We start from the raw sequence: 25,545 nt of genomic DNA on the forward strand, positions 1-25,545 counted from the left end.
TTTTTTTATAAATGATATTAGGTGGGTTATTTTACAAAGTGCCTCTAATAGTATACAGGATATATGTCCTTTCTGGCAAGAACCGGGACCAGAAGGGAAAACCAGCGCAGACGCGTCTGAATTGTTACAAATATTTTATAGAAAAATCAGAGAATATCGTATTGAGACATGACAAATGGGATGGTATACTGTAATCAAAGATAACTATGAAGGTACTGAATAGTTATAATCAAAGAAAACATGGGGAAAAGGAGAAAAATCATGACAGTACAGGATACCCTTCAGAAGCTTGACACGCAGGAAGCAAAGAAAATCATGACAGAGCTTTACGGCGGGGCAGGCGCCGCTGAGAATACGGAACGTTACCGTCAGGTGGTCAATGGCTTTAAGATGACATATGGGGACAATGATATTCTGCTGTTCAGCGCTCCCGGACGGACCGAAATCAGCGGAAACCACACGGATCACAACCATGGCAAAGTGCTTGCCGGCAGTATTAACCTGGACTGCGTGGGCGCCGCCGCGAAGAACGGAACGGACACGGTCCGTATACTGAGCGAGACATTTAACCAGAAATTTATCATCAGTCTGAAGGATTTAAAACCCAGCCCGCAGATGGCGGGGACCATCGATTTAACGAAGGGGATTCTTCAGGGCTTTAAGGAAAAAGGATATGAGATAGGAGGTTTTGACGCCTACATAACGAGCAACGTCATAAGCGCGGCCGGAGTCAGCTCTTCCGCGGCATATGAGATGCTGATCTGTTCCATGCTCAATACCTTCTTCAATGATGGAAAGATGGATGTGGTTGCATATTCCCACATTGGAAAATATTCGGAGAACAACTTCTGGAACAAGGCATCCGGCCTTTTAGACCAGATGGCCTGTGCGGTGGGCGGACTGATCACGATTGATTTCAAGAATCCGGAGAAACCGGTTGTGGAGAAAATTGATTTTGACTTCGGAGCCCAGGACCACAGCCTGGTGATTGTCAATACGGGCAAGGGCCATGCGGATCTGAGCGCGGATTATTCCTCCGTGCCTTTGGAGATGAGAAAGGTAGCGGCCTATTTTGGAAAAGAAGCCTGTGCCGATATCACGGAAGAGGAAGTGATATCGAATATGGCCGAGCTGCGTGCCTGCGCCGGAGACCGTTCCGTGATGAGAGCGCTCCATTTCTTTGAGGAGAATAAGAGGGTCGAGGCGGAAGTGAAGGCATTAAAGGAAGGTGATTTTGGAACATTTCTTGAGAATATCACCGCATCCGGCAATTCTTCCTGGAAATGGCTGCAGAATGTATATACGACGGCCGATGTGCAGGAACAGGGAATCAGTATTGCCCTGGCCCTTACGGAGCTGTTTATCGGTAAAAAGAAAAAGGGAGCCTGCCGTATTCACGGAGGCGGATTTGCCGGAGTGATCATGGTGATGCTGCCAAATGAACTGATTGAGGAATATGTGGCATATATTGAGGGCGCCATCGGAGAGGGCAATGCGTACCGGATGAGCATCCGGCCGTACGGCGCGATCTGTGTCAACGAAAAGATGTGAGAATAGGCAAAAGCAGGGAGGGAGATTTATGGGAAATAAAAATCTGATTATCACCATTGAGAGAGAATACGGAAGCGGCGGACGTATCGTGGGAAAGAAGCTGGCCGAGGAGCTGGGGATCCATTTTTACGATGACGATATCCTGAAGCTTGCATCTGAGAAGAGCGCCGTGGGAGAACAGTTCTTCCGTCTGGCGGATGAGAAGGCGGGCAACAACCTGCTCTACAGGCTGGGAGGAGGCAGAAAGCTGGATATTTCATCAAAGCCGTCACCCAACGCGAAGCTGACTTCGCCGGAGAACCTTTTTAAATTCCAGTCTGAAGTAATCCGTGAACTGGCGGAGAGCGAGCCGTGCATCTTTGTAGGCCGTGCCGCCGGTTATGTGCTCGATCAGGATGAGGACGTGGAGCGGCTGATCCGGATTTTCGTCTATGCCGACAAGGTGAAAAAGGTGCAGAGGGTTATGGAAGTAGACTGCATCGACGAGGAGAGGGCAAAGAGAAGAATTAAAAAGATCGAGAAGGAAAGAAAAGAGTATTATAAGTATTTTACAGGCAGTGAGTGGCACAGCATCAAGAACTACGACCTTCCGATCAATACGACGAAACTGACGCTCGATGAAACCGCAGAACTGATCAAGGCATATATTAAACTGAAAGGTTTTATGGACTGATTCCCGTAAGTGGAGAGCACGGCCGGCCCACGCATATCTGCGAAAATAAAACGTAAAGAATGTCCCATTTAGCGAAAAGCGAGACCGTTTCTCTTGACAGCGGAGGAAACCCCTGCTAGACTGATTGCATAAGAAACGGCACGGCAGCACGGCCGTTCCAGATAACTCCGTACAGGAGAGATTCCTTGATATGAGGGAGTAGTCAGACACAGGAAATGAACAGCCTGTGCGGCAAGTCAACATGCATGGCGTTTACGCCTGGTTTGCCTCAGATGACGAGACTCATATGCAGTATTTATTTACTGCATATGAGTCTTTTTTTCATTTTACAGGAAGTGCTCATATTCAGAGGGAAAAGACGGCATAATATCCATAATGGGGATTTTATGCCTGTACGTACGGATTTCCGGGCGTGTGTAGTGCAGATAGAAAGGTAGGAGCCTATGTCAACAATGAAATATTACATGGAACATGCCGAAGCGGCGGTGAAGAAAACGGAAAGTACCCTTCAGGGCCTTGCAGACGGAGATGCAAAAGAGCGGCTGGAACGCAACGGCCCGAATAAGCTCAAGGAGCCGGAGAAGGAGCCTCTTCTCACCCGCTTTGCAAAACAGTTAAAGGATCCGATGATTATTGTCCTTCTGGCGGCGGCGCTGGTATCGGGAATCACGGCTTTTTATGCGGGAGAATCCTTTGCAGACGTGATTATTATTCTGGCCGTTGTCGTTATTAACGCCGTCCTGGGCGTTTACCAGGAGAGCAAGGCGGAGAAAGCCATTGAGGCGCTGCAGAAAATGTCGGCCGCCGTCTCCAGGGTTTACAGGGACGGTAAAATACAGAGTATTAAGAGTGAAGAACTGGTGGTGGGGGATGTAATCCTGTTGGAGGCCGGAGATGCGGTTCCGGCCGATGGGCGGATTCTGGAATGCGCCTCCATGAAGGTGGAGGAAGCTGCGCTGACCGGTGAGTCCGTGCCGGTGGAAAAGCAGAGTGAAGTTCCTGGAACGGCCGACGGCGTAAGGAGCGGGAAAACGAAGGATATCCCTCTGGGAGACCGGAAAAATATGGTCTACATGGGGGGAACGGTTGTTTACGGCAGGGGCACAGCCCTTGTAACGGCAACGGGGATGGAGACGGAGATGGGAAAAATTGCCGATGCCCTTGCAAAAGCCAAAGAGAGCCAGACTCCGCTTCAGAAGAAACTGACGCAGCTCAGTAAGACACTCAGCATTCTGGTTTTGGGAATCTGCGTTTTCATCTTCATTTTCAGCGTGGTAAGAGCAGGTGATTTTCATGCCGAGGTTCTGATTGATACATTCATGGTGGCGGTGAGCCTTGCCGTGGCGGCGATCCCCGAAGGTCTCGCCACCGTAGTCACGATTGTGCTGGCCATCGGCGTCACCAATATGTCGAAGAAAAAGGCCATTATCAGAAAACTGACAGCGGTAGAGACACTTGGCTGTGCCCAGGTGGTCTGCTCGGATAAAACGGGCACCCTGACCCAGAATAAAATGACGGTGACCGAATTTTCGGGAAATGACAGGGAACTCCTGGCGGAAACCATGGCCCTCTGCAACGATGCGGAGGCCGGGGAAGGAGAGGAGGCCGTCGGTGAACCGACGGAGGCCGCTCTCGTCAATTACGCTTCATCCCTGGGAATTTCCAAAAATGAGCTGAAAAAACGCCTTCCGAGAGTGGCGGAGGCTCCCTTTGATTCCATGCGAAAGATGATGTCCACCGTCCATCAAAAAGCGGAGGGCGGTTTTATCCAGTACACCAAGGGAGCGCCGGATGAGATTTTAAAATGCTGTACCTCCATATGGGAAAACGGTTCCATCCGCCCAATGACGGAAAAAGACAGAAAGTGGATTGAGTCGGAGAACAAGAGGATGGCCGACAGGGCGCTCAGGGTACTGGCCGGAGCGCTGAAGGAAACGGCGGAAAAGCCGGAGGATACATCACCCGCATCCCTGGAGCGTGATCTGGTATTTGTCGGGCTTACGGGAATGATTGACCCGGTGAGGCCGGAGGTAAAGGCGGCGATTCAGGAATGCCGTCAGGCGGGAATCCGACCCGTTATGATTACAGGCGACCACCGCGATACGGCGGCGGCCATCGCAATGGAGCTGGGAATTATAGATTCTGCGGATCAGGCAGTGACCGGAGCTGAACTGGATGATATGGATGAGGAGGAATTCCGGAACCGGATCGGGAATTACTCCGTTTATGCCAGGGTTCAGCCAGAGCATAAGGTGCGCATTGTGCAGGGCTGGCAGGCAAAAGGCATGGTGACCGCGATGACCGGAGACGGCGTCAACGACGCCCCGTCGATAAAAAATGCCGATATCGGCGTGGGAATGGGAATTACGGGAACCGATGTGACGAAAAATGTGGCCGATATGGTTCTGGCCGACGATAACTTTGCCACCATTGTTTCGGCGGTGAGCGAGGGGAGGAGAATTTACGACAACATCCGTAAGGCAATCCAGTTCCTGCTGGCTTCCAATTTAAGTGAGGTACTGAGTGTTTTTGTGGCCACCCTGCTCGGTTTCATTATCCTGAAACCGGTGCATCTGCTGTGGATTAATCTGATCACGGACTGTTTCCCGGCTCTGGCCCTGGGAATGGAAGAAGCGGAAGAGGATATCATGAGGAGAAAGCCGAGGGATGCAAAGGACGGCGTTTTCTCGGGAGGCCTGGGAACCGACGTAATCTATCAGGGAATTCTGGTTTCTATTCTGACGCTTGCAGCTTACTTTATCGGTCACCGGATAGAGGCGGGAGTATGGGAGATTGCACCCAGCGCCGATGGAATCACAATGGCTTTCCTGACTATGTCCATGACGGAAATTTTCCATTCTTTTAATATGCGTTCACAGAGAAAATCCGTATTCACTCTGAAGGGGCACAACAAAGCGCTGTGGGGAGCCATGTTATTTTCACTAGTTCTTACGACCGTTGTTATTTATGTGCCGTTCCTGGCGGACGCCTTTGGATTCGAGCACATTTCCCTGATGGAATACATCACCGCGCTGCTGCTGGCCTTCCTGATTATACCGGCGGTGGAGATGGTAAAGTGGATTCAGAGACGCAGATAATGTGAGACGGACTGAGGCCAGGTACTGGATTCATGGTATTCTCAGGGAATCACGAAAGAGAAGGCTGAAACGCCCCGGAACTCCTGTTGAAGTTCCGGGGCGTTTCACTGTAGATTGGCAATATGAAATTTACGGAGCAGCTTTTGGCTGTCCATAGACGGAGGCCTGACGGCAAGTTTACAGGCCTGCGCCGTTTTATTGTTTTAGATTGGCCATTCAAGCTAATTCGATCCGTTCATGAGAGAAGGTCAGGGTTACAATACGGTTTCCCTGGCATCCGGCACATTAATCTTTGTATCCAGAAGCATTCCGGCAAGGATGATGACAAAACCGGCCAGTACAATGGGGGAGGGATACTCTTTCAGGAACAGAGCGACCCAGACCGGTCCGAGGATCATCTCCCACAGGGCGATTACGGATGCCTTCTGCGCGGAAATCATCTGGATTCCCAGGTTGTAGAAGGCATAACCGGCTCCAATCTGGATGATTCCGAGAATCAGGAGGACAATCCAGTCGGTCAATGCCAGTGTTCCTATGTAACCGGCCGTGGAGGGAAAGGCCACAAAAACAAAGATGCCGGTGAAAAGATTGGCAATGGCGGTCAGCCCAATCGGATTGGTTCCGGCAGACTTCTTGGCGCCGACACTCATACAGGCGAAGAAGATGCCTTCCAACAGGGCAATTGTGTTGCCGGAGCTGCTGCTCTTGTCCGTGCCGGAGCACATGAAAAAGACAACGCCGGCGAAAATAACGCATACGGGCCAGAATGCCTTCTTATTAAATTTCCTCGTTATCACAAAGTTTGCAAGGAACAGCCAGATGGTTGCCGTATACTGCATACCGACAGCAATGGCCGCCGATGTTTTGGACAGTGCAATGATAATGCTGATGCAGAGCGCGCAGTAGGAGCTGATGTAAACGGCCATCCAGGGGGTCCAGTTTAACCGTTTCCATCTGATGAAGGGCATCAGGGTAATTCCTGCAATAATGGAACGAAGGCCGCAAATCAGCAGGGAATCTGCCGTAAGGAATTTCACAAGCGGAGCATTCAGGCTCCAGAAAACAGCACCTAGAAAAACCAGGAGGGTGCCGGAATTACGGATTTTAGACATTGTCATACCTCCATCGGTAGGGGGAAAATAATTGTATCGGTGGGTAAACGCTTCATGCGGCGCGAAATGGCGTTCTTTGCCATTTCTGTGCATCGCGAAGCGGGTTACTGTTCACAGCGCATTGCGGTGTGAACAATAACACTAACATAAAGACACATATCCATAAATTGAATATGATGATTGATTATAAAGTAGAAACGTGATATACTGTAGTTGGGTTGGAACCTTGATTAAAATATAATCATGATTACAAAACTCATTATATGCTCCGCATTTTATTTTGTCAAGACTTAATAACTTAATTTCCAGACGGAATTTTCAGCGGCAGCAATTGTAACTACTCGGATGCCGCTTCACGCTTAACGGTGGAACGGCCGGCCTGACAGGAAGGGAGCTGATTGTCTATGACAGAGATTGAGAATGCCAATGATGAAATGAACTTAACATTAAAGAGAAAACGGATGATGATTTATTTCATTGAGGCTACGGAGAAACTGATTCGTGCAGAAGGGGTAGAGAAACTCTCTATAAGAAAGATAGCGACGGAGGCAGGTTATAACAGCGCCACTATCTATAATTACTTCAACGATCTGGAACATCTGGCACTCTTCGGCTCCGTATGTTACCTGCGCGAATACATCGTCACACTCGGGAAGGCCCTGAAACCGGACATGAGTTCCATCGACAGATACAGGACAATTTACCAATGTTTTAACCGGGTTGCTTTCCGTTACCCCGAGATATTCCATAATATGTTTTTTGGAAGATACAGCAATAAGCTGGCCTCCGTAATCCAGGTCTATTATCAGGAATTGTTTCCGTCTGAACTGGAGGGGCTGAGTAACCGGATGAAAAAGATGCTGATGGAAGGAAGTATGCGCGAGCGCGATGAGATAACGATGGAGAGTATGGTCCAGGAGGGATATATACGGGAAGAAAAGGCCGATATCACACTGGATTTAATCATTGCCCTCCATCAGAATTTTATATATGAAGCCAGCCTGCAGGGAGAGAGCCTGAATATCGAAGAGCATGAGGAGAAGTTCCGGAAGATATTTGAGTATGTTCTGGATATGGGCGGCAAGGAATAAATGGATCCTTACTCTATAGAAGTAATGGCAGATGCATAAAGAAGATTAAACGAATAAAAGAATGATGAACACCCCGGAAAGGAGAAAACCTTTCCGGGGTGTTCCGTTATTGGTGGCAATGAAAAGTTCGCGAAGCGCATATTTCGTTGTTTTTATGACAGTATTTCCCTTCTCATAACGCAAATTAGGAAGGAAAACAGTTGAAAAGACTTAAAAAATCAAATCAAAATTCAGAATAAAGAGAAAAACAGTGAAGTATTTTGAATCGTTTTGGAAAAGTATAACAAAAAATAAACAAAAAGTAACAAAATATAAAAATAGTCTATTTAAATATAAAATTTTTGTTAAGAAAATGGTATTGACAGATAGCAGATATGCATTTATAATCATGATTATAAAGTAAATATTGATTATAAAACGCGATTAAAGGTTGGGTTTAACAGCTGTCCAGGAGACGGTATCCTGAATTTCGGGAACTGCAAATTCACTGGATAGTTACGGGGATTGCAAGTAAGTTAAGGAAGGAGTTTCTATGGGATGCAGTAAAGAAGAGTTGCTTAATGAGCGGGTTTTTTATCATTTTCACCAGATTTGTCAGATTCCCCATCCGAGCGGCGGGGAGAAAGCACTCAGTGACTTTATTCTGAACTGGGCATTAGAGCTGGGACTCGATGCAAAGCAGGATTCGGTCAATAACGTTTTCATAAGAAAACCGGCAACGCCGGGATACGAGAGTGCCCCTGCCGTTATGTTACAGGCACACATCGACATGGTATGTGAGAAGAATGATAAGAGCGCCCACGATTTTACAAAAGACCCTATCTCCTGGGTGATTGACGGGGATATCATCTCAACGGGCGGACAGACGACGCTGGGAGCGGATGACGGCATCGGGGTTTCCTTTGCAATGGCGGTTCTGGAGGAGCGGGAACTTGAGCATCCGGCGCTGGAAGTTCTATTTACCGTTGCGGAAGAGTCGGATTTTACCGGAGCCGAGAATTTCGATATGTCCTGGATGAAGGCGGAGTATCTGATTAACCTGGATCATGCCTGCGACAGGGAAATCTTAAGCGGAAGCTGCGGAGGCATGGACGCGGAAGTCAGCCTGCCGGTTCAGCCGGAGGAGCTTAAGGAAGACTGGAAGACCTACAATGTTATGATATCCGGCCTGAAGGGCGGACATTCGGGGGAGGATATCCACAGAGGCCATGGGAATGCCAATTCACTTCTCGGCAGATTCCTGGCGGAGGCGCAGAAACGCTTTACATATGGAATTTCCGCAATTAAGGGCGGAACGTACCGTCTGGCCATTCCAAGGGAGGCCAAAGCGGATCTCAGCCTGGCGGTATCCGATTATCCGAAACTGGAAGAACTTGCACAGGAACTGGAAAATATATTCCGAGGAGAGCTTCAGGAGACCTCAGAGTCACTTAAGATTACGGTCAGCGAGGCGCCTGCGGCCAAAACCCAGGTTGCTCCGGATCAGATCGTCACCCTGCTTTTACTGGCTCCGGATGGCATCTGCCAGATGAACGAAGTACTGACCGGACTGGTGGATACATCGGATAACCTTGGTGAACTTCACATGGACGATAAGAAGTTCAGGATGGTATTTGAGATACGTTCGGCCCAGGACAGCCTGAAGTACTATATTTACAAGAAGATAGAGCGCCTGGCAGCTCTTGTGGGAGCCGAATGCAAGACGGAAGTTGAATATGCAAGCTGGCATTTCAGGGCACAGTCACCGCTTCGTGAGACAGCGGTAGAGGTTTACCGGAAACTTTACGGTTCCGAACCATCGATTCTGACCGTACATGCAGGACTTGAGGTTGGATGCTTCTTTGAGGCAAGGCCGACCCTCGATGCCATTGCGCTGGGACCGGACTGCTGGAATTTCCATTCACCGTCCGAGATGGTGAGTATCTCTTCCACCAGAAAGACGTACCAGTTTTTATGCAGTATTTTAAAAGATTTAAAATAAAAGCAATTGTCCGGCAGCTTCACGGATGCCGGCAAAGCAGTAAAAAGGGGAAACAAAAAGCTTTATACTTCGTATGAGAAAGGAGAGCAGTATGGAAGAAAACAAATTAAACACCACGGAGGTGTCTGCGGAAAAGAAGGAGACGAAACTCAAAGCGATTAACCCGATGTTCTTTCTGGTAATCATCATTTTACTTTGCGCTCTGGCATCCTATATTGTTCCGGCAGGTACATATGAGCGTGTATTCGACGCGGTGAGTGAGAGAGAAATTGTTGATCCAAACAGCTTCCACTATATTGATCAGAACCCGGTCAGCCTCTTCAGCCTTCTGATGTCTGTGACACTGGGAATGCAGAACGCGGCTTACGTTATCTTCTTCCTTTTAATCATCGGCGGTACATTTGCCGTTCTGGACGCAACCGGGGCAATCAATGCAGGTATGGCCAACGTGGTTAAAAAGACGAGGGGCAAGGAACTTCTGATGATCCCGATCTGTATGATCGTATTTGGATGCGGTTCCTGTTTCGCAGGTAACTTTGAGGAATTCCTGGCCTTTGTTCCACTGGTACTGGCATGCTGCCTTACCATGGGATTTGACTCTCTGACGGCGGTCGGCATTATCTTCTGTGCGGCTGCGGCAGGTTACGGCGGTGCCATGACCAACGCATTTACAGTCGGTGTAGCCCAGAGTATCGCAGGACTTCCGATGTTTTCAGGTATCGAATTAAGAGGTGCACTTTTTGCAGCGCTTCTGGGAGTCAGCATTGTCTATGTTATGTGGCATGCGGCAAAAGTAAAGAAAAATCCACAGTCCAGCTCCGTATATGAGTTCGACAGGGCTCATGCCCACGAGCATGTGATTGACATGGATAACATTCCGAAGATGACGACACGCCATAAACTGGTTCTTATCATTTTCGTGGCAGGTATTGTCTTCACCGTACACGGTGTTATTGTAAAAGGCTATTATATTGATGAACTGGCAGCCATTTTCCTTGCCATCGGCGTTTTAGGCGGTCTTGTAGGCGGATTGAAACCGGGCGAAATCTGTGACGGTTTTGAAAAGGGATTTGGAAACATGCTGTTCCCATGTATCATGATTGGCCTTGCCAATGCAGCGATTATCATCCTTCAGGATGCATCCATCATGGATACAATTATCCATGCCCTGGCCAGTGTCCTCGATTCACTCCCGGCATCTCTGATGGCCTGCGGTATGTTCGTAGTACAGGATATTTTCAACGTAATCGTTCCTTCCGGTTCCGGCCAGGCGGCAATTACCATGCCCCTTATGGCTCCTCTGGCAGATATGCTGGGCGTTACGCGCCAGACGGCAGTTCTCGCATTCCAGCTTGGCGATTCCTTTACAAACGTTCTGGCGCCGACAGGCGGAGAGATTCTGGCAGCCCTTGCAATGTGTAAGGTTCCTTACAGCAAGTGGGTTAAATACCTGCTTCCGGTATTCTTCATGTGGTGGATCGTTGCATTCATCTTCCTGATTTATGCAACCCATATCGGATACGGACCATTCTAATTATTCTATTTTTTAAATAAGCCATATCAAATCAAAATAAAACCCCAGCGGGCCGGACAATAATTGCCATTATGTCCGGCCCGCGCCCCTTTAAAAATCCTCCCGTGGTTTTCGCCACAGGAGGATTTTTCATAGGAAAGTGCTCCTATGAAATAAAAAGCACTCCGTGCAGGCGCTCGCTAAGTCAGCTTTTTTCCAGCCGGACGGCGGCCAGATCGGCGAAGACGTCCTGAGTGATGGAGATAAAGTCTTTCATATACTGGGGAAGAAAACGTTCCCTGTGGTAGGCGAGCACCAGGCGGTGCCTCACGGGTTCACCGTTCAGGGCCAGGGGAAAGGTGTTGGCTCCCGGCGCTTTCTCGTTCAGGAGAGGAAGACGCATCTGCGTACAGAAAAAGACGCCATAGTCGCGGGGAAAGAGGGAGATCAGAAGTTCCGTGGTACTGGATTCCAGAAAAACCCTGGGTGCAAAACCGGCATCCAGGAAACACTGATCGATCATCTTGCGAAGACGCATCGGAGGTTTTGGCAGCAGGAAAGGGAACTCCCTAAATGCGCTCAGCTTCGCGCCTGCTGTGGATTCACGCTTGACGTTTCCGTATTCCTCACCGAGATATTTTTCCATCAGGGAGTCGGAGGCGACGAGAAACAGGTTGTCGTCCAGAAGGGGAAGAATCTCAAGCCGCATATCCTCTGTATACTTGATACCGATATAGAGATCCAGTTCGCCTTCAAACACCATCTGTTCCATGACTTCCGAGGAGGCGTCCACCAGCTGGATTGATACGTGGGGCCACAGTTCGTGGAAACGCGGCAGGATGGACGGCAGGCAGATCTCCCCGCGGTAGGATGGAATCCCGAGCTTTAAGTGCCCTGCTCCCAATTGGGAAATATCGCTCAGACGGTTTTTCAGATCATTTTCCTCGGCCAGTATCCGGCCTGCCGCCTGAAGGAGCTGCTCACCCGCGTAGGTCAGGGCCAGCTTCGGCTTACGGTAAAAAAGTTCCACCCCGTAATACTGTTCCAGCCGCTGGATGTGCTGGCTCAGGTTCTGCTGCGAGATATAGAGCTTCTGGGCTGTATTCGTCATATGAAGTTCCCGGGCCAGTTCCGTAAAATAGTAGAGGCTTATCAGGTTCATTGTTCCCTCTCCTTTTCTTCAAATCCGTTTATTTCTTTCAGTATAACACAGAACAAAAAATTTAAAAGGATAACAACAATAATTTGTTAAAAACATAAAAAAACCTTGTTTGAAATTGTGCACTCTGCTGTGCTATGATCCATCTATACAGAAAAGAACCAATTCCACCGGCAGTAACGCGGAGGATGAGGAGCGGAAAACGACACGGTTCAGACAGCAGAGTTTATGCGGAAAATTTCGGATAACACAAAATTTCAGATAACACAAAGAAAGGTATGGTGCAGAAAATGGCAGTTGGTAAACGAATTTATTTGAAAAGACAGATGCCGGATCACGATGTAATGATGCAGTTTAAAGAGATTCCGGCTTCCAATGTGGCGGACGTGATGGGGAGAAGCTGTGCGATGAATCCCAGAATCCGTCTTGTGAGCAGCCCAAGGTCCCAGATGATGGTAGGCCCGGCGCTGACGGTCAAAGCGAGAAGCGGAGATAATCTGGCGCTCCATGCCGCCATCGATATGACGCAGGAAGGCGACGTGCTGGTGGTATCCAATGAGGGAGACAATACCAGGGCGCTGATGGGAGAGATTATGATGGCCCTGCTTTACCATACGAAAAAAGCAGCCGGAATTATTCTGGACGGTCCGATCCGTGATATCGATGAGATTGGCCAGTGGGATTTCCCAGTATATGCGACGGGAACGACTCCGGGAGGCCCCTACAAGGAGGGACCTGGCGAGGTCAATGTACCGATTGCCTGCGGTGAAATCAGCGTCAATCCGGGAGACATCATCCTGGCTGATCCGGATGGGATCATCGTCATTCCAAGAAAAGACGCTCCTCAGATTTTAGAGGATGCTAAAAAATTCCAGGCAGCGGATGAGATAAAACTGGCTGCGGCGAAAAACGGGACATCGAAACGCGACTGGGTGAAGAAATCCCTGGAAGAAAAGGAATTTGAGATAATCGACGGGATTTATGAGCCGTAAAGTACATATGGTTTCAATAACAATGGAGTATCATTAATAATTTGAATCAACTTATGCCGCCAAAAGGTCGGCGGAATGGAGAATACAAAGATGAAAATTGGATTTATAGGCTTTGGCGAAGCCGCTTATAATATCTCCCTGGGACTTAAAGGGGAAGGCGTGACAGGAATTATTGCATTTGACAAGATGGCAAAAGATCCGGTGATGGGCAAGATGGTGACGGGCCGTGCCGCCGAGGCCGATGTGACACTTTATGATACGGCAAAAGAGGTTGCCGCCGAGGCCGATGTGATATTCGGCGCGGTTCCGTCCTCTTTTGCAATGGATGTCTGCGAAGAGATTGAGGGCGTGCTCGGCGAAGGGAAAATCTATGCCGATGTCAGCGCGTCCACTCCTTCCGTAAAAGAAAAGATTTGGGACGCCGTCAAGGATACGGGGGTGAAATTTGTAGATGCCGCCATGCTCGGTTCCCTTCCCAAGGACAAACACCAGGTTCCCATCACAGCCAGCGGAAACGGCGCCGAACTGTTTAAAGAGCTCATGAGCCCTCTGGGAATGAAAATTACGACCGCAGGGGAGAAAGCGGGAGCCGCGTCGGCGATCAAGCTGGTAAGAAGTATTTATATGAAGGGAATCGCTTCCCTGATGATCGAAATGCTCCAGGCGGCCGACGCCTACGATGTATCGGATGAGGTGATTTCTTCAATCTCCAAATCCATGGACAATATTCCGTTCACGTCCCACCTGGACAGGCTGGTCACTGGAACGGCAATCCACTGCCACCGCCGTGCGGCAGAACTGAAAGGTTCCGTTGCCATGCTGGAGGAGTGCGGATTCAGCCCAGCGATGACCGAGGCGGCCAAGAAGAGGATGGAAGATATGGAAGTGTACGACTTTGCGGCGCGCTATGTGGAGAAAAAGCCGGACGGATGGAAAGAGATTATCCAGGTGATGAAAGAAGGAAAATAAGACAGATGATTCGGTGATTTCCCCTCACAAATTACCGGATCGGGGCATTTTGCCGTGAGTTCCTGAAAAAGGGAGTCCGTTTATTGGACTCTCTTTTTTGCTGCCAAAGCTGATTTCATCGGTCTTTCCGGCTGGAAAAAGGATTTTATAGCCATCCAATAATTACTATTTTTTATAGCATAGGAAATTCCTATGATGTGAAAAATTGTCCGGGCAGGATGCGCCCTCACGCGCCGAGCGCTCCACAGTTTATTAGAAGCAGTATGACTATAAGAATCTGTGTATTTTTGAAATCTGACAATCTTAATGAAATCTTTATCCCAAATATAATACGCTTACACTCTTTTTAGACGCACGGTGCTACAATATAAGTCCAAAAAAGAAAATGGTGTAATTTAGCCCGGTGTAGTTCAAGGACATGTGGAAGGGTATGGGATTGGAACGTCTGTTTTGTACAACGGCAGAAACGCTGCTCGCATTTACATTTGATGCCTGCCGTGGGACGGAGAAGAAAGCAGTTACCGTGGGGGCGCGCAATGATACAGAGACTGTTATTCTCGGAAATATTTATAAAGAGCTGATTGAGTCAAATACCGATATTGAGGTGAAGACGTCTTTTGGGCTGGACGGGATATCCGGCTGTTTTGATGCGCTTAAGGAAGGCCGTATTGATATGTTTGGGGGAGATATGGAGGCTGTGTTTTCCTCTTTTTTGGCAGAATTTGCAGATCAGGAGAATAAGGGGACGGAGAGTGGCTATAAGTCGGCAGTTTCACGTATGATGTCGGAGCATCATATCGATCTATCAAAACCGCTGGGATACAAATTTAATCAAACCGGAGCGGCATGTAATTTTGTGCGCCGGGAGGTACTGGAACGTTATCCGGAACTGAAAGAAATACTGGGAAAGCTGGAGGGCAAAATCAGTGATAGGGCAATGGCGGAGATGATACATCAGGTCGATGTGATGGGAATAGGGGCGCAGGAGGCGGCCTGGCGATTTCTGAAGGACAATAAATTCCTGGGTGGAAAATAAAACCTGCATCACCGCGTTTTACAATCCGCCCGTTCCGTGATAAACTGTCAAAAGAAGAAAAACAGTTTATTACGGAACGGACAGGGGGAGTAAGGCAGATGAAGAAAAAGGTAATCATTGCCTGCACCAGAAGGCGGGTATCTGAATACATCAAGGAGCAATTAGAGGAACTGTTAGGCGAATATGCGGATATCGGCATGATGCTGATTAATCAGGAAAGCGCCTGCCGCATCCGCTGTGATCTTGTCATTGCAATCAGTGAGGAGATGGCCAAACAGGTGGCTCCGATGCTGATGAGCGATACAGAGATTATCGTACTCCACCTGACGATCCAGAGAAGTATGTATGACAGACTGAAAGCGGCTTCCGGAGAGAAGAAGGCGATTGTAATAAACAACACACAGGAACTGGCTCTCGAAACGGTGGCGCTTTTGTATGCTCTGGATATGAAAAACATTGAACTGTTTCCTTATTATCCTGGATGTACGGAAAACTATTCCGACATAAAGCTGGCGATTACACCGAACGAATTCCCGATTATTCCCAGACATATAGAGCGGGTGATTGATATTGGCGAACGGTGCCTGGATCCATTAACTCTGATAGAAGTTTTCAGCCGGCTCGATTGTCTAAACCCGGTGGCTATCGAAAAAATATTTACGTATGGCCGAAAGGTCATTTCGATTAACCGTGGAATTACGGAACTGACCAGGTACGGCCACGATTTTGGATTCAGCGAGCAGCAGTTTGTGGAGGGATTCAGTGAGGCTGTTCTGATTCTGGATGATGAGAAGAAGGTAAGCCTTCTGAATTCCGCAGCGCAGGAACTCTTCAACGAGCCGTATATCTATCTGATCCATCGTGATATCTGCGATTTGATACCGGAAACGGGAATACCAAAGGGACGGGTGAAAGCGCATTTGTCCAATGCGCCGGTCATGATTAATGGTAAAAAATACCTGATGACCTGGAACTTTTTTTCAGATAAGATGGAGGGGAGCAGTGCTCTGATTTTGAAAAGTTTTGAGGAGATGAGGAATCTCTATGCGCGCTATGGCAGTGAAAGAGTCAGAAAAGCGGAGTTAAAATATAATTTCGATGATATCATCGGTTCCAGCGAAGCAATGAGAAGAATGAAGGAAAAGGCGAGAAAGTTTGCTGAAACAGATTTCCCGATCTTGATCCAGGGAGAGAGCGGCACCGGAAAAGAACTGCTCGCCCAGGCTATTCATCAGGCATCGGGAAGGAAAGAGGAACCGTTCATTGCCTTTAATTGTGCTTCTCTCACAGACTCTCTTTTGGAAAGTGAATTATTCGGTTACCATGAGGGCGCGTTCACCGGAGCAAGCAGAAAAGGAAAGCCAGGTATATTTGAAATGGCCAGCGGCGGCACACTTTTTATGGATGAGATCGGAGATGTCTCCCTGAATCTTCAGGCAAAGATTCTCAGGGTTCTTCAGGAACAGGAAGTGGTCCGTGTGGGTGGCAGCCAGGTAATCCCCGTAGACGTGCGGATTATATCGGCCACCAATCAGGATCTTTTATCTTTTGTGAAAGAAAAACGGTTTCGGCTGGATTTGTATTACCGTCTGAATACACTGATTTTACAGACGGTTCCTCTCAGGAACCGAGCAAATGATATTTATGACATGCTCCCATGGTTTTTCAGAAAGAACCATATCAGGAAAAACATACATGAAGATGCTATGAAATTTATGCTTAATTATTCCTGGCCGGGTAATGTCAGGGAATTTCAAAACTGCATTTCCTATCTTTCGATAGTCGAACATGATACAATCCGAGTCGAGGATTTTCCGGAATATATGCTGAGTGAAAAACCGGCGGTCCGGCTTCAGGCTCATTCTGAGATGTCAGTAGAAAGTGAGATACTGACTGAATTATATGGGCTCAGGCTTAAGGGAGAAAAGACAGGGCGAAAAAAACTGGCGGATAATCTGCAGATGAAAGGGATTCCGCTCACCGAGGCGGAAATCCGGGTTTATCTGGAACGGCTGCAAGAGAAGGAGTATGTATCGATTCATAAAGGGCGTGGTGGTACTCAGATTACTCAAAAAGGGATTCATTCCATTATGAAGGGCAGCGGAAAAATATAAATTGGCTTAATTAAAATGGTTTAATTGGTTATATGTCCAATTAAACCATTTTTTTAATAAAGAAGGGCGAAAAAACATCCTGAAATTCCAGCTTGCTCATTCGGATAAGATAATAATTTGACAGTACTGTCTGGAAAATACTTCAAATAAGGGAAGCAATATCAGGCTCGGTATAAAGGAAAAAAGAAAAATTAAGATTAGACATTGCAGAGGCGGCCCGTACAGAGATAAAAATTGGCACAGTATTTGCTTTATATAGAAGTGTAAGCAAAAGGATGCCGATTATGACAGGCTGGTAAAGGGGGGCCAGATCCGGGATGGCAAGGTTCAGGATGTTTTACGGGAGAGGTTGTATAAAAAATACAAATTTAAGGAGGAAGTATGGAGAAACGTAATAAACAAAATCAAAACGCAGTTCAGGACAAAGACATTGGATTTTTATCATTTACGCCGTTGGTTGTTTTTCTTGTAGTGTATATGGGAAGCGGAATTCTTTTTACAATTATGGGAACACCGGATCCGTTTAAGCAGGTTCCAAGAAACTTTGCCTTACTTTTAGGTGTCGTAATCGCCCTGCTGATGGGTAAGAGGAAACTAGGGGATAAGGTAAACCGGTTTGCTGAAGCGGCCGCGAGCCCGGGGATCATGGTCATGACTCTGGTGCTCCTGATGTCCGGGGCATTTTCCTCCACAGCCAAGGCCATGGGTGCCGTGGATGCAACGGCAAGCCTGGGCCTGGCGCTGATTCCCCATCAGTTTCTTGTTGCGGGCCTGTTTTTGATTTCAGCGGTGATATCGACAGCTATGGGAACCTGCATGGGCACCGTAGCAGCTATCGGGCCAATCGCCGTCGGTCTGGCAGAGAGTGCGGGCATTGATATGGCATTTACCCTTTCGGCTGTACTTGGCGGTTCCATGTTTGGTGATAATCTGTCGTTCATTTCCGACACTACCATCGTTGCGACAAGAGGGGCCGGATGTGCGATGAAAGACAAATTCCGGATGAACTTTAAAATTGCTCTTCCGGCGGCAATTGCTACGATGGTGCTTTATGCCGTAATGACAAAGAGTACCGGAAATGTGGATGCATCCTACACATATGAACTGAGTAAAGTCATTCCGTATCTGGCGGTTCTTGTACTTGCAATGGCAGGACTTGATATAATCGTCGTGCTAATGTGCGGGACAATCCTGGCAGGCGTCATTGGAATCATGTCGGGGAGCCTGACCTTAATCACGTTTACACAGGCGATTGCTGCCGGGTCATTCGGAATGTTGGAAACGGCCATGATAGGCATTCTTGTAAAAGGCATTATGGGACTTGTGGAAGATCGGGGAGGAATCAGATGTCTTACCAATCTTGCCAATGCTAAAATTAAAAGCCGTAAGACGGCGCAGTACCTGATGGGATTGATTATTAGCGTCATTGATTTCTTTATCGGAAACAATACGGTCTGTATCCTGATTTGTACCCCGGTCCTGAAACCGATTGCCAGAAAATATAATATCTGTAATAAGCGCTTTGCATCAATTTTAGATGTATTTGCCTGTGTTATACCGGGAATTTCACCAATAGGAACAGCAGTACTTCTGGCAATGAGTTATGGAGGTATTTCTTCTCCTCTGGCAGTGATTAAGACCAATTTTTACTGTATGCTGCTGGCGGTATCCATGCTTGTCACGATCAGTATGAATTTATACAAAATGCCGGAGGAAGAGAGCGGAGATGTCGATTTCTATCCGGAACTTGATGAAGCAGCAGCCTGAAAGTTTGATTCGTGGAACGGTCCCCCGGCGGACTGCAATGACAGGTGCACAGGAGAAAAAGAAGAATGAAAGAATTTACAGAAAAACATCACGCATGGCTGGTGGGCAGGTTTTATGAACGGCTGATGCAGGAGTGTCCCGACAGGGGAGAAGCCATATTTGTTATGAGTACACAACGCTATGCGGAACAGCGTGGTTCGCGAATGGCCCAAAGGGCGGTGAGAGACGGAAAAGGATTGAATTTTACCACATACCGCGAGTATGGGGAATGGAAAAATACCGAGACGGTCAAACGGGAAGGCTGCGCGAATGCGGGAGAGACGACGGCCTGGTCTCCGGATCATATTGAGAAGGTTTATATGTGCCCCTGGGCCGCGCAGTTTAAAGAAATGGGACTAAAGAAATGCGGAACGCTTTACTGCAGGCACGTAGATCAATCGATTGTCAGGGGATTTAATCCATTACTTACATACGAGGTCCCTCAGAGTATGCATGAAAGCGGCTATTGTCTGCAGATATCAAGAGGAGCGGATTTTAGGGAAGGCCAGGTGTTTAACAAACGTACGGAATACCAGAAAACATTTGATTATCATTGCGGACATTGCTATAAGACGTTCCGGGAAATTGTAACAGCTATCCTTGGAGAGCAGGGAGAGCGGATCTCACGAAGCGTATTGGAGGAATTTGGTAGAACATATGGGGAGGAGATGGCGGCCGTTCTTCTTTCATATCAGGATCAGGATTTTAACCTTATCTGAGGAATAATTATGAGCATGGCAAAATGAAAATCTTGCCAAATTAAAGGGGAGAAGAATTATGAATGTAAAGACAAAAATAAATACGGATGTGCTTGTGATCGGAGGAGGAGGGGCGGCCTGTACTGCGGCCGTCGCCGCCGCCGGCAAAGGAGCGGACGTTACACTTGTATCAAAAGGGAAGATCGGAAACAGCGGAAATACGATTATGATAGGAGGTTCCTATGGAATGGATGGAGCCAGCGCTTACCACAAATTTAAAATTGCCGAGGCAGATCCGGGTTTCACGAAAGAAGATTTGTTCCGTTCCATCTGTAATGACGGCTTTAATCTGAGCGACCAGAATATGGTTGAGCAGTTTGTAGAAGAAAGTCCGGAAATTGTGTACAAAGTAAAACAGTGGGGAGAGGAGGCAGGCCAGAGGTTTAAATTTTACCGTCCCGGAAACTGGGATGTTACGGGAAGAGGAATGGGAACTTCCCTGTTAAAGGGTCTCGAAAAGACCGGCTCGGTTCACATGTATGAGGACGTGGCAATCATCGAACTGCTGAAAAATAAGGAACGTGTAACAGGCGCCGTCGGCCTGGATCTCTACCGCGGCTGTCTGATTCAGTTTGAAGCAAAAGAAGTAGTCTTAGGAACGGGGGGATATCAGCCCTATTCTTTGAAAAATACAAACTCCGATATGACCGGGGACGGTCATGCCATGGCCTACAGAGCGGGAGCGGCTCTGGCGGATATGGAGTTTATGCTGTTTCTCATCACCGCGGTAGAACCCAATGAGATGCGGGGGTCGATCCTGCCGGTCATCTGTACCTTCCGTGATGCCTTTGATTACGATCCGGTGGATCGGGACGGCAGAAAGATCGAAATACCGGAACAGCTCCGGGAAATGGAAAAAACAAGTGAAATGTGCAAGCTGGTACATATTTACTACTATGGCAAGGCCATCAGGGAGGGGCGCGGAACCGACAATGGAGGAATTTATTTTGATTTCCACCGGTTTACGGATGAGGAGATCGATAAGATGTTTGAAGCGCTGATGGATCATTTTGACGGTTTTTATCCCAGAGGAAAATATCATGGAAATGATATTCTTGAATATAAGAGGATTATTAAAGAGAAACGAAGAATCGAGGTGGGATTATCCAGCGAATATAGTGTGGGAGGTATTCTGGTGGATGAAAATATGAGAACCGGTGTACCTGGACTGCTGGCAGCAGGGGAATGTGCCGGCGGGGTGTTTGGAGCCAACCGTGTGGCAGACGCTGTGACTGAAATGCTGGTTCAGGGATATAAGGCCGGTGAAGTGGCCGGAGAGGCTGCTTTGACTGAGGAAAAGACGGAGAGTTCAGAAGAATCGGTCAAAGCCGTATTGGAAGGACTGGACAGAAAATTATCGGGAACCGGAGAGATAAGAATCAACAGTGTAATACGGGAAATGGAGAGCACTTCGGATACGGCCCTGGGACTTTGGCGTGATGAAGAACATCTTAAGGAAGGAATAGAGACATTTGAAAAATTAGAACAGACCCTGGAAGAGGTATATCTGCCAAGTAAGACTTTACTGTATAACCGTGAACTGTTAAGACTTCTGCAGACGGAGAATACACTGCTCTGTACCAGAGTGGCGGCAAAAATGGCCCGTATGAGAAAAGAGAGCAGGGGCCTCCATCTGAGAACGGACTATGAGTATATTGACAATGAAAAATGGCAGGTAAGAATCATGAGCCGTCTGGAAGAGGGACAGGATATTCTTACCACGAGAAAGCCGGTTGTAACAAGAATACCGCTCCGCCCGGCAGAAAAAGTGGACTATGAAACCTTCATTTTGGAGGAAGAACTTGGAATGGCAAACATGGAGGAAAAGTAGATGAATATAAAAGTATACCGTTTTAATCCGGAAACAGATGCGAGCGCTTATTATGACGAATTCCATGTGGAGGTGCGGCCGGAGGAAAGAATGACAGTTATGGGACTTCTGGAATATATCGGCAACGAGTTTGACGGAACTTTAAGTTTTTACATGCACAGCGTCTGCGGCCAGGGAATCTGCGGCCGCTGTGCGGTCAAAGTAAATGGAAAAGTATGCCTGGCCTGTAATACGGTGCTTACCGGCGAGGATGTTGTAATAGAGCCGGCCGGTACGAAGGTAGTGAAAGACTTAGTGGTGCAGAGATGAGAAGAGATGATTTGCGGTACAGTGCATATCTGAGAATTATGGAACACGAACTGGTTCCTGCGATGGGCTGCACAGAGCCCATTGCCGTCGCATACTGCGCGGCAAAGGCGAGAGAGATTCTTGGAGGGATGCCTGAAAAAGTCCTGATTGAGGTAAGCGGGAATATTATAAAGAATGTAAAAAGTGCGGTAATACCTGGAACCGGCGGACAGAAAGGGATTGAGGCGGCCGTCGCCGCCGGAATTATAGTTGGAGAAGCGGATAGAAAACTGGAGGTTCTTTCTTTGGCGACGGATTCAGGCACAAGGGAAATTAAAAAATTTTTGGAAAAGGATGTAATCGACGTGCATCCCTCTTACACAGAACATATTCTGGATATTGCCGTGACGGTTTGGCGGAAAAACCACAGTGCAAAGGTCCGTATTGTGGATGAACATACAAATATTATTTCTGCAGAAAAAGACGGTGAGACCATAGCAGGTGGGACGCTCAGGGAGACAAGCCACCTCTTGGCAGAATCGGCGGGACAGGGGGATTATTCTCTTCTTACGGTGAATGGTATTTATGATTTTGCCTGTTCCGTAGCGGCGGATGACGTCAGGGAAGTACTGAGACGTCAGATTAGCTGCAATCAGGCCATTGCGGAGGAAGGGATGTCCGGCCGTTACGGAGCGGCTATCGGAAAACTGCTGATTGAAACGTGCGGAAAAGAAGTCAGAACAAGGGCCAGAGCCAGGGCGGCGGCCGCTTCTGATGCAAGGATGAACGGCTGTGAGCTTCCCGTTGTTATTAATTCCGGAAGCGGTAATCAGGGAATTACGGTAAGTATTCCGGTTATTGAATATGCCGCAGAACTGGGCGCGGAGGAAGAAGAATGTCTCAGAGCGCTTGTGGTTTCAAATCTCATCACGCTGCATTTAAAATCAGGCATCGGACGGCTGTCCGCCTATTGCGGAGCCGTGAGTGCGGGAGTAGGAGCCGGAGCCGGGATTGCCTTTCTTCTGACAAAAGAACTGGCAGCTATAGAACATACGGTGATAAATGCACTCGCCATAACAAGCGGCATTGTTTGTGACGGGGCAAAATCAAGCTGTGCGGCGAAGATTGCCACGGCTGTCGATGCAGGAATTTTCGGATTTGAAATGTATCAAAATGGACGGCAGTTTTATGAAGGCGAGGGGCTTGTAGGAGCCGGAGCCGAAAACACAATACACAATATTGGAATTCTGGGCCGCGAAGGGATGCATGAAACGGATAAAAAAATAATCGAGATCATGACCGGGTTTTAATCTCGCTGCTGTAAATGGCGGTATAGATGCACCTTATATGAGGCCGGTAGGGGAGGAAGAAAGGAGCGTGAACAATGATAGGGCGGTTATTGGAGCAATATTATGGAGAAATTGTGAGGCTGCGTCATGAGCTTCACCGTTTTCCTGAACTGGGGCATCAGGAAGAGAAAACCACGGAAACAATCCGCAGGTATCTTCAGCAGGCCGGAGTAGAGATACTGGAGTATTCCTTAAGAACAGGAGTTGTTGCCAGAGTCCTGGGTAGGGTTCCCGGAGAAACACTGGCAATCAGAGAAGATATTGACGCATTACCGATTGAAGAGAATACGAAAAGCACATTTGCCTCAGAACGCAGCGGTATCTCCCATGCCTGTGGACATGATGTCCACACGGCAGCGCTGCTTTTGACGGCCAGGGTGTTAAATGAAGTAAAGGACAGATTATGCGGGACACTCCTTCTCATTTTTCAGCCGGCGGAAGAGACGTGTGACGGAGCGGCGGAAATGCTTGCCGCCGGGGTACTGAAAAAACATCCTGCCGACCAGTTGATCGGACTTCACTGCAGCCCATCCGTTCCGCTTGGAAAGACGGGGGTTATCTCAGGCATTAATAATGCCGGCTGTGATGTGGTAAGGATAGAAATAAAGGGGAAAGGGGGACATGGGGCCCATCCGGAGGATTGCATTGACCCAATCATAGCGGCGGGAGTTCTTTTGACACAGATGCAGACACTAATCAGCCGTGAAATCAGCCCATGTGAGTCCGCCGTTCTAACATTCGGACAGATAGCCGCGGGGACGGCGCCCAACATCATTCCGGAATGCGCGGAGTTATATGGAACGCTGCGTACGCTCAATCCGGAGATTCGGGCCAGGTTAAAGGCGGCTGTTCCCCGCATGGCGGACGGCTGCTGTAAAAGCATGCGGGCAAGCTGTCTCGTAGAGTTTGAAAGAGGAATGCCTCCTCTGATTAATGATCCGGAGCTGTCGGATCGCTTTGCCGCTGCTTCTGAGAAAATACTGGGAAAAAATTCGGTTGTACGGCTTTCGGTTCCATCCATGGGCTCAGATGATTTTTCCTGCCTTTTGGAGCAGTGCAAAAACAGGGGCGGTCAGTTCCTGATCGGAACGCGCGATCAGCAGAAACCGGAGACAGGGATAGGGCTTCATAGCGGAGCCAATGTTTTTCCCGATGAGGCGATAGGATATGGGGCTGCCGTGCTTTGCCAATATGCTATGGATACGTTAAAAAGGCAGGAATAAAAATTGGGGTTAAAAAGAGGGCTGAAACAAAAAGAATGGCTCATTGCAGGAGGAAAATGTAATGGAAGAAAAGATGGGAAAACAAATCGGTAATCTCCAGGATTGTTGGAGCATTCTATATATCAAGCTTGCCAAAGCTTTGGCAGATGCGGATCCCGTGGAGGGGGAAGCGGCCGTACGTGAAGCCGTTCGCCGCTTTGGAAGAGACAGAGGGGAAAAACTCAGGCTACGTCATGAGAGCTGCGGATTGAAAATCAACCTGGAAAATTTGTTCACCTATTACGATCTTCCCGGCGATCCCAGGTTCAAAAGAAGAAAAATCCGGTTAAATCCACAGGAGAGACTGTCCGACACCCTGGTTTGTCCCATTGCCCAGCTTTGGAAAGATACCGGGGAACGGGAACTTGGCCGCGTTTACTGTGAAGAATTTCACCATGCGATGTTTGGAAGTTATGCGAAAAAGGCTCAGATCGATTTGGCGAAAACGTTGACACAGGAGGGAGATGACTACTGCTGTTTTGCGGTATATTTAAGACCGGCTAATATGAATCGGGAGGAGAGGAAAGAGGCGTTTGCCGAATTTGATCCGGACTACCGGTTTCCGGCTGATTTCAGCTACGATGAGGGAACGCATCGGAGCGGTTTTAATATGCTGTGCATCAAACTCGGATATTATCTGGTGCAGCAGGCAATCGAAGTTCTGGGGGAAGCAGGAAGAGAAGCGGCAGCCAAAGGCCTGAATGATACGGCAGAAGCTTACGCCGGATTTATGAAAGCCGGAAGTCGTGATGTGGGACAGGAACTGAGTGAAACATTCCTGAAAGAAAACTGTCCTTTGTCTGCTGCTATGAGTGATGATGAGTTGTGGAAAGAATATAATAGCAAAGACGTGACGGAACTGTTTGAAAAAGAGTTTTACAACCGATTTTCCGTCTTACTGAATATGGAAATACAAAATGGATAATCGCGTTTTACAATCCGCCCGTTCCGTGATAAACTGT

General features: G+C 48.1%; 19 protein-coding genes. 17 read left to right on the top strand and 2 right to left on the bottom strand.

The window, feature by feature from the left end; genetic code table 11:
• Positions 1 to 261: 261 nt before the first annotated feature.
• The 3 genes from V3C10_05020 (at position 262) to V3C10_05030 (ending at position 5,322) form a co-directional block, all read left to right on the top strand.
• Positions 262 to 1,551, top strand: a complete 1,290-nt coding sequence (locus tag V3C10_05020; GenBank protein WVP63183.1) for a galactokinase family protein — start codon at positions 262 to 264, stop codon at positions 1,549 to 1,551.
• Between the two features lie 28 nt (positions 1,552 to 1,579).
• The gene (locus V3C10_05025; GenBank protein ID WVP63184.1) at positions 1,580 to 2,224 is read left to right on the top strand and encodes a cytidylate kinase-like family protein; all 645 of its coding nucleotides are present in this window, start codon (positions 1,580 to 1,582) and stop codon (positions 2,222 to 2,224) included.
• A gap of 452 nt (positions 2,225 to 2,676) precedes the next feature.
• On the top strand, positions 2,677 to 5,322 hold the full coding sequence (locus tag V3C10_05030) for a cation-translocating P-type ATPase (protein WVP64573.1): 2,646 nt from the start codon (positions 2,677 to 2,679) through the stop codon (positions 5,320 to 5,322).
• A gap of 254 nt (positions 5,323 to 5,576) precedes the next feature.
• On the opposite strand, the gene V3C10_05035 is transcribed toward V3C10_05030, so the two are convergent.
• Positions 5,577 to 6,434 (bottom strand): DMT family transporter, encoded by an 858-nt coding sequence (locus tag V3C10_05035; GenBank protein WVP63185.1) that lies wholly within the window; start codon positions 6,432 to 6,434, stop codon positions 5,577 to 5,579.
• 404 nt (positions 6,435 to 6,838) lie between these two features.
• Here V3C10_05035 and V3C10_05040 point away from each other — a divergent pair, with 404 nt between their 5' ends.
• The 3 genes from V3C10_05040 (at position 6,839) to V3C10_05050 (ending at position 11,040) form a co-directional block, all read left to right on the top strand.
• Positions 6,839 to 7,525 (top strand): TetR/AcrR family transcriptional regulator, encoded by a 687-nt coding sequence (locus tag V3C10_05040; protein WVP63186.1) that lies wholly within the window; start codon positions 6,839 to 6,841, stop codon positions 7,523 to 7,525.
• Between the two features lie 532 nt (positions 7,526 to 8,057).
• A complete protein-coding gene (locus tag V3C10_05045; protein ID WVP63187.1) occupies positions 8,058 to 9,506 on the top strand; it encodes an aminoacyl-histidine dipeptidase in 1,449 nt (482 codons plus the stop codon).
• A 91-nt stretch (positions 9,507 to 9,597) separates the two neighbouring features.
• Positions 9,598 to 11,040 carry a YfcC family protein gene (locus tag V3C10_05050; GenBank protein ID WVP63188.1) on the top strand — a complete coding sequence of 481 codons (1,443 nt, stop codon included), beginning with the start codon at positions 9,598 to 9,600 and terminating at the stop codon, positions 11,038 to 11,040.
• A gap of 184 nt (positions 11,041 to 11,224) precedes the next feature.
• On the opposite strand, the gene V3C10_05055 is transcribed toward V3C10_05050, so the two are convergent.
• Positions 11,225 to 12,181, bottom strand: a complete 957-nt coding sequence (locus V3C10_05055; protein ID WVP63189.1) for a LysR family transcriptional regulator — start codon at positions 12,179 to 12,181, stop codon at positions 11,225 to 11,227.
• 287 nt (positions 12,182 to 12,468) lie between these two features.
• Here V3C10_05055 and V3C10_05060 point away from each other — a divergent pair, with 287 nt between their 5' ends.
• The 11 genes from V3C10_05060 to V3C10_05110 all read left to right on the top strand — a co-directional run bounded on the left by V3C10_05060 (position 12,469) and on the right by V3C10_05110 (position 25,508).
• Positions 12,469 to 13,170, top strand: a complete 702-nt coding sequence (locus V3C10_05060) for an RraA family protein (protein ID WVP63190.1) — start codon at positions 12,469 to 12,471, stop codon at positions 13,168 to 13,170.
• 90 nt (positions 13,171 to 13,260) lie between these two features.
• Positions 13,261 to 14,139, top strand: a complete 879-nt coding sequence (locus V3C10_05065) for a DUF1932 domain-containing protein (protein WVP63191.1) — start codon at positions 13,261 to 13,263, stop codon at positions 14,137 to 14,139.
• 430 nt (positions 14,140 to 14,569) lie between these two features.
• Positions 14,570 to 15,175: a glycine betaine ABC transporter substrate-binding protein gene (locus V3C10_05070; GenBank protein ID WVP63192.1), complete on the top strand. Its 606-nt coding sequence runs from the start codon at positions 14,570 to 14,572 to the stop codon at positions 15,173 to 15,175.
• A gap of 98 nt (positions 15,176 to 15,273) precedes the next feature.
• Entirely contained in the window at positions 15,274 to 17,289 is a 2,016-nt protein-coding gene (locus tag V3C10_05075) for a sigma 54-interacting transcriptional regulator (protein ID WVP63193.1), read from the top strand.
• A gap of 381 nt (positions 17,290 to 17,670) precedes the next feature.
• Positions 17,671 to 19,056 carry a Na+/H+ antiporter NhaC family protein gene (locus V3C10_05080; GenBank protein ID WVP63194.1) on the top strand — a complete coding sequence of 462 codons (1,386 nt, stop codon included), beginning with the start codon at positions 17,671 to 17,673 and terminating at the stop codon, positions 19,054 to 19,056.
• A 65-nt stretch (positions 19,057 to 19,121) separates the two neighbouring features.
• Entirely contained in the window at positions 19,122 to 19,814 is a 693-nt protein-coding gene (locus V3C10_05085; GenBank protein ID WVP63195.1) for an L-2-amino-thiazoline-4-carboxylic acid hydrolase, read from the top strand.
• A gap of 58 nt (positions 19,815 to 19,872) precedes the next feature.
• Positions 19,873 to 21,684: an FAD-binding protein gene (locus V3C10_05090; GenBank protein WVP63196.1), complete on the top strand. Its 1,812-nt coding sequence runs from the start codon at positions 19,873 to 19,875 to the stop codon at positions 21,682 to 21,684.
• Positions 21,685 to 21,993 (top strand): 2Fe-2S iron-sulfur cluster-binding protein, encoded by a 309-nt coding sequence (locus V3C10_05095; protein ID WVP63197.1) that lies wholly within the window; start codon positions 21,685 to 21,687, stop codon positions 21,991 to 21,993. It begins immediately after the preceding gene.
• Positions 21,990 to 23,282 (top strand): L-serine ammonia-lyase, iron-sulfur-dependent, subunit alpha, encoded by a 1,293-nt coding sequence (locus V3C10_05100; protein ID WVP63198.1) that lies wholly within the window; start codon positions 21,990 to 21,992, stop codon positions 23,280 to 23,282. The genes V3C10_05095 and V3C10_05100 overlap by 4 nt, the downstream gene beginning before the upstream one ends.
• A 74-nt stretch (positions 23,283 to 23,356) precedes the next feature.
• Positions 23,357 to 24,544, top strand: coding sequence for a M20 family metallopeptidase (locus tag V3C10_05105; GenBank protein ID WVP63199.1), 1,188 nt, complete (start codon positions 23,357 to 23,359; stop codon positions 24,542 to 24,544).
• A gap of 61 nt (positions 24,545 to 24,605) precedes the next feature.
• A complete protein-coding gene (locus V3C10_05110; GenBank protein ID WVP63200.1) occupies positions 24,606 to 25,508 on the top strand; it encodes an L-2-amino-thiazoline-4-carboxylic acid hydrolase in 903 nt (300 codons plus the stop codon).
• The last annotated feature ends 37 nt before the right edge of the window (positions 25,509 to 25,545 follow it).

Origin of the sequence: [Clostridium] symbiosum, from assembly GCA_036419695.1 — a bacterium.
GTDB lineage: Bacteria > Bacillota > Clostridia > Lachnospirales > Lachnospiraceae > Otoolea > Otoolea symbiosa_A.

Bases quoted from the DNA above. Each gene is read 5' to 3' on its own strand.
- V3C10_05020 (WVP63183.1), top strand. From the start codon at position 262: ATGACAGTACAGGATACCCTTCAGAAGCTTGACACGCAGGAAGCAAAG.
- V3C10_05025 (WVP63184.1), top strand. From the start codon at position 1,580: ATGGGAAATAAAAATCTGATTATCACCATTGAGAGAGAATACGGAAGC.
- V3C10_05030 (WVP64573.1), top strand. From the start codon at position 2,677: ATGAAATATTACATGGAACATGCCGAAGCGGCGGTGAAGAAAACGGAA.
- V3C10_05035 (WVP63185.1), bottom strand. From the start codon at position 6,434: ATGTCTAAAATCCGTAATTCCGGCACCCTCCTGGTTTTTCTAGGTGCT.
- V3C10_05040 (WVP63186.1), top strand. From the start codon at position 6,839: ATGACAGAGATTGAGAATGCCAATGATGAAATGAACTTAACATTAAAG.
- V3C10_05045 (WVP63187.1), top strand. From the start codon at position 8,058: ATGGGATGCAGTAAAGAAGAGTTGCTTAATGAGCGGGTTTTTTATCAT.
- V3C10_05050 (WVP63188.1), top strand. From the start codon at position 9,598: ATGGAAGAAAACAAATTAAACACCACGGAGGTGTCTGCGGAAAAGAAG.
- V3C10_05055 (WVP63189.1), bottom strand. From the start codon at position 12,181: ATGAACCTGATAAGCCTCTACTATTTTACGGAACTGGCCCGGGAACTT.
- V3C10_05060 (WVP63190.1), top strand. From the start codon at position 12,469: ATGGCAGTTGGTAAACGAATTTATTTGAAAAGACAGATGCCGGATCAC.
- V3C10_05065 (WVP63191.1), top strand. From the start codon at position 13,261: ATGAAAATTGGATTTATAGGCTTTGGCGAAGCCGCTTATAATATCTCC.
- V3C10_05070 (WVP63192.1), top strand. From the start codon at position 14,570: ATGGGATTGGAACGTCTGTTTTGTACAACGGCAGAAACGCTGCTCGCA.
- V3C10_05075 (WVP63193.1), top strand. From the start codon at position 15,274: ATGAAGAAAAAGGTAATCATTGCCTGCACCAGAAGGCGGGTATCTGAA.
- V3C10_05080 (WVP63194.1), top strand. From the start codon at position 17,671: ATGGAGAAACGTAATAAACAAAATCAAAACGCAGTTCAGGACAAAGAC.
- V3C10_05085 (WVP63195.1), top strand. From the start codon at position 19,122: ATGAAAGAATTTACAGAAAAACATCACGCATGGCTGGTGGGCAGGTTT.
- V3C10_05090 (WVP63196.1), top strand. From the start codon at position 19,873: ATGAATGTAAAGACAAAAATAAATACGGATGTGCTTGTGATCGGAGGA.
- V3C10_05095 (WVP63197.1), top strand. From the start codon at position 21,685: ATGAATATAAAAGTATACCGTTTTAATCCGGAAACAGATGCGAGCGCT.
- V3C10_05100 (WVP63198.1), top strand. From the start codon at position 21,990: ATGAGAAGAGATGATTTGCGGTACAGTGCATATCTGAGAATTATGGAA.
- V3C10_05105 (WVP63199.1), top strand. From the start codon at position 23,357: ATGATAGGGCGGTTATTGGAGCAATATTATGGAGAAATTGTGAGGCTG.
- V3C10_05110 (WVP63200.1), top strand. From the start codon at position 24,606: ATGGAAGAAAAGATGGGAAAACAAATCGGTAATCTCCAGGATTGTTGG.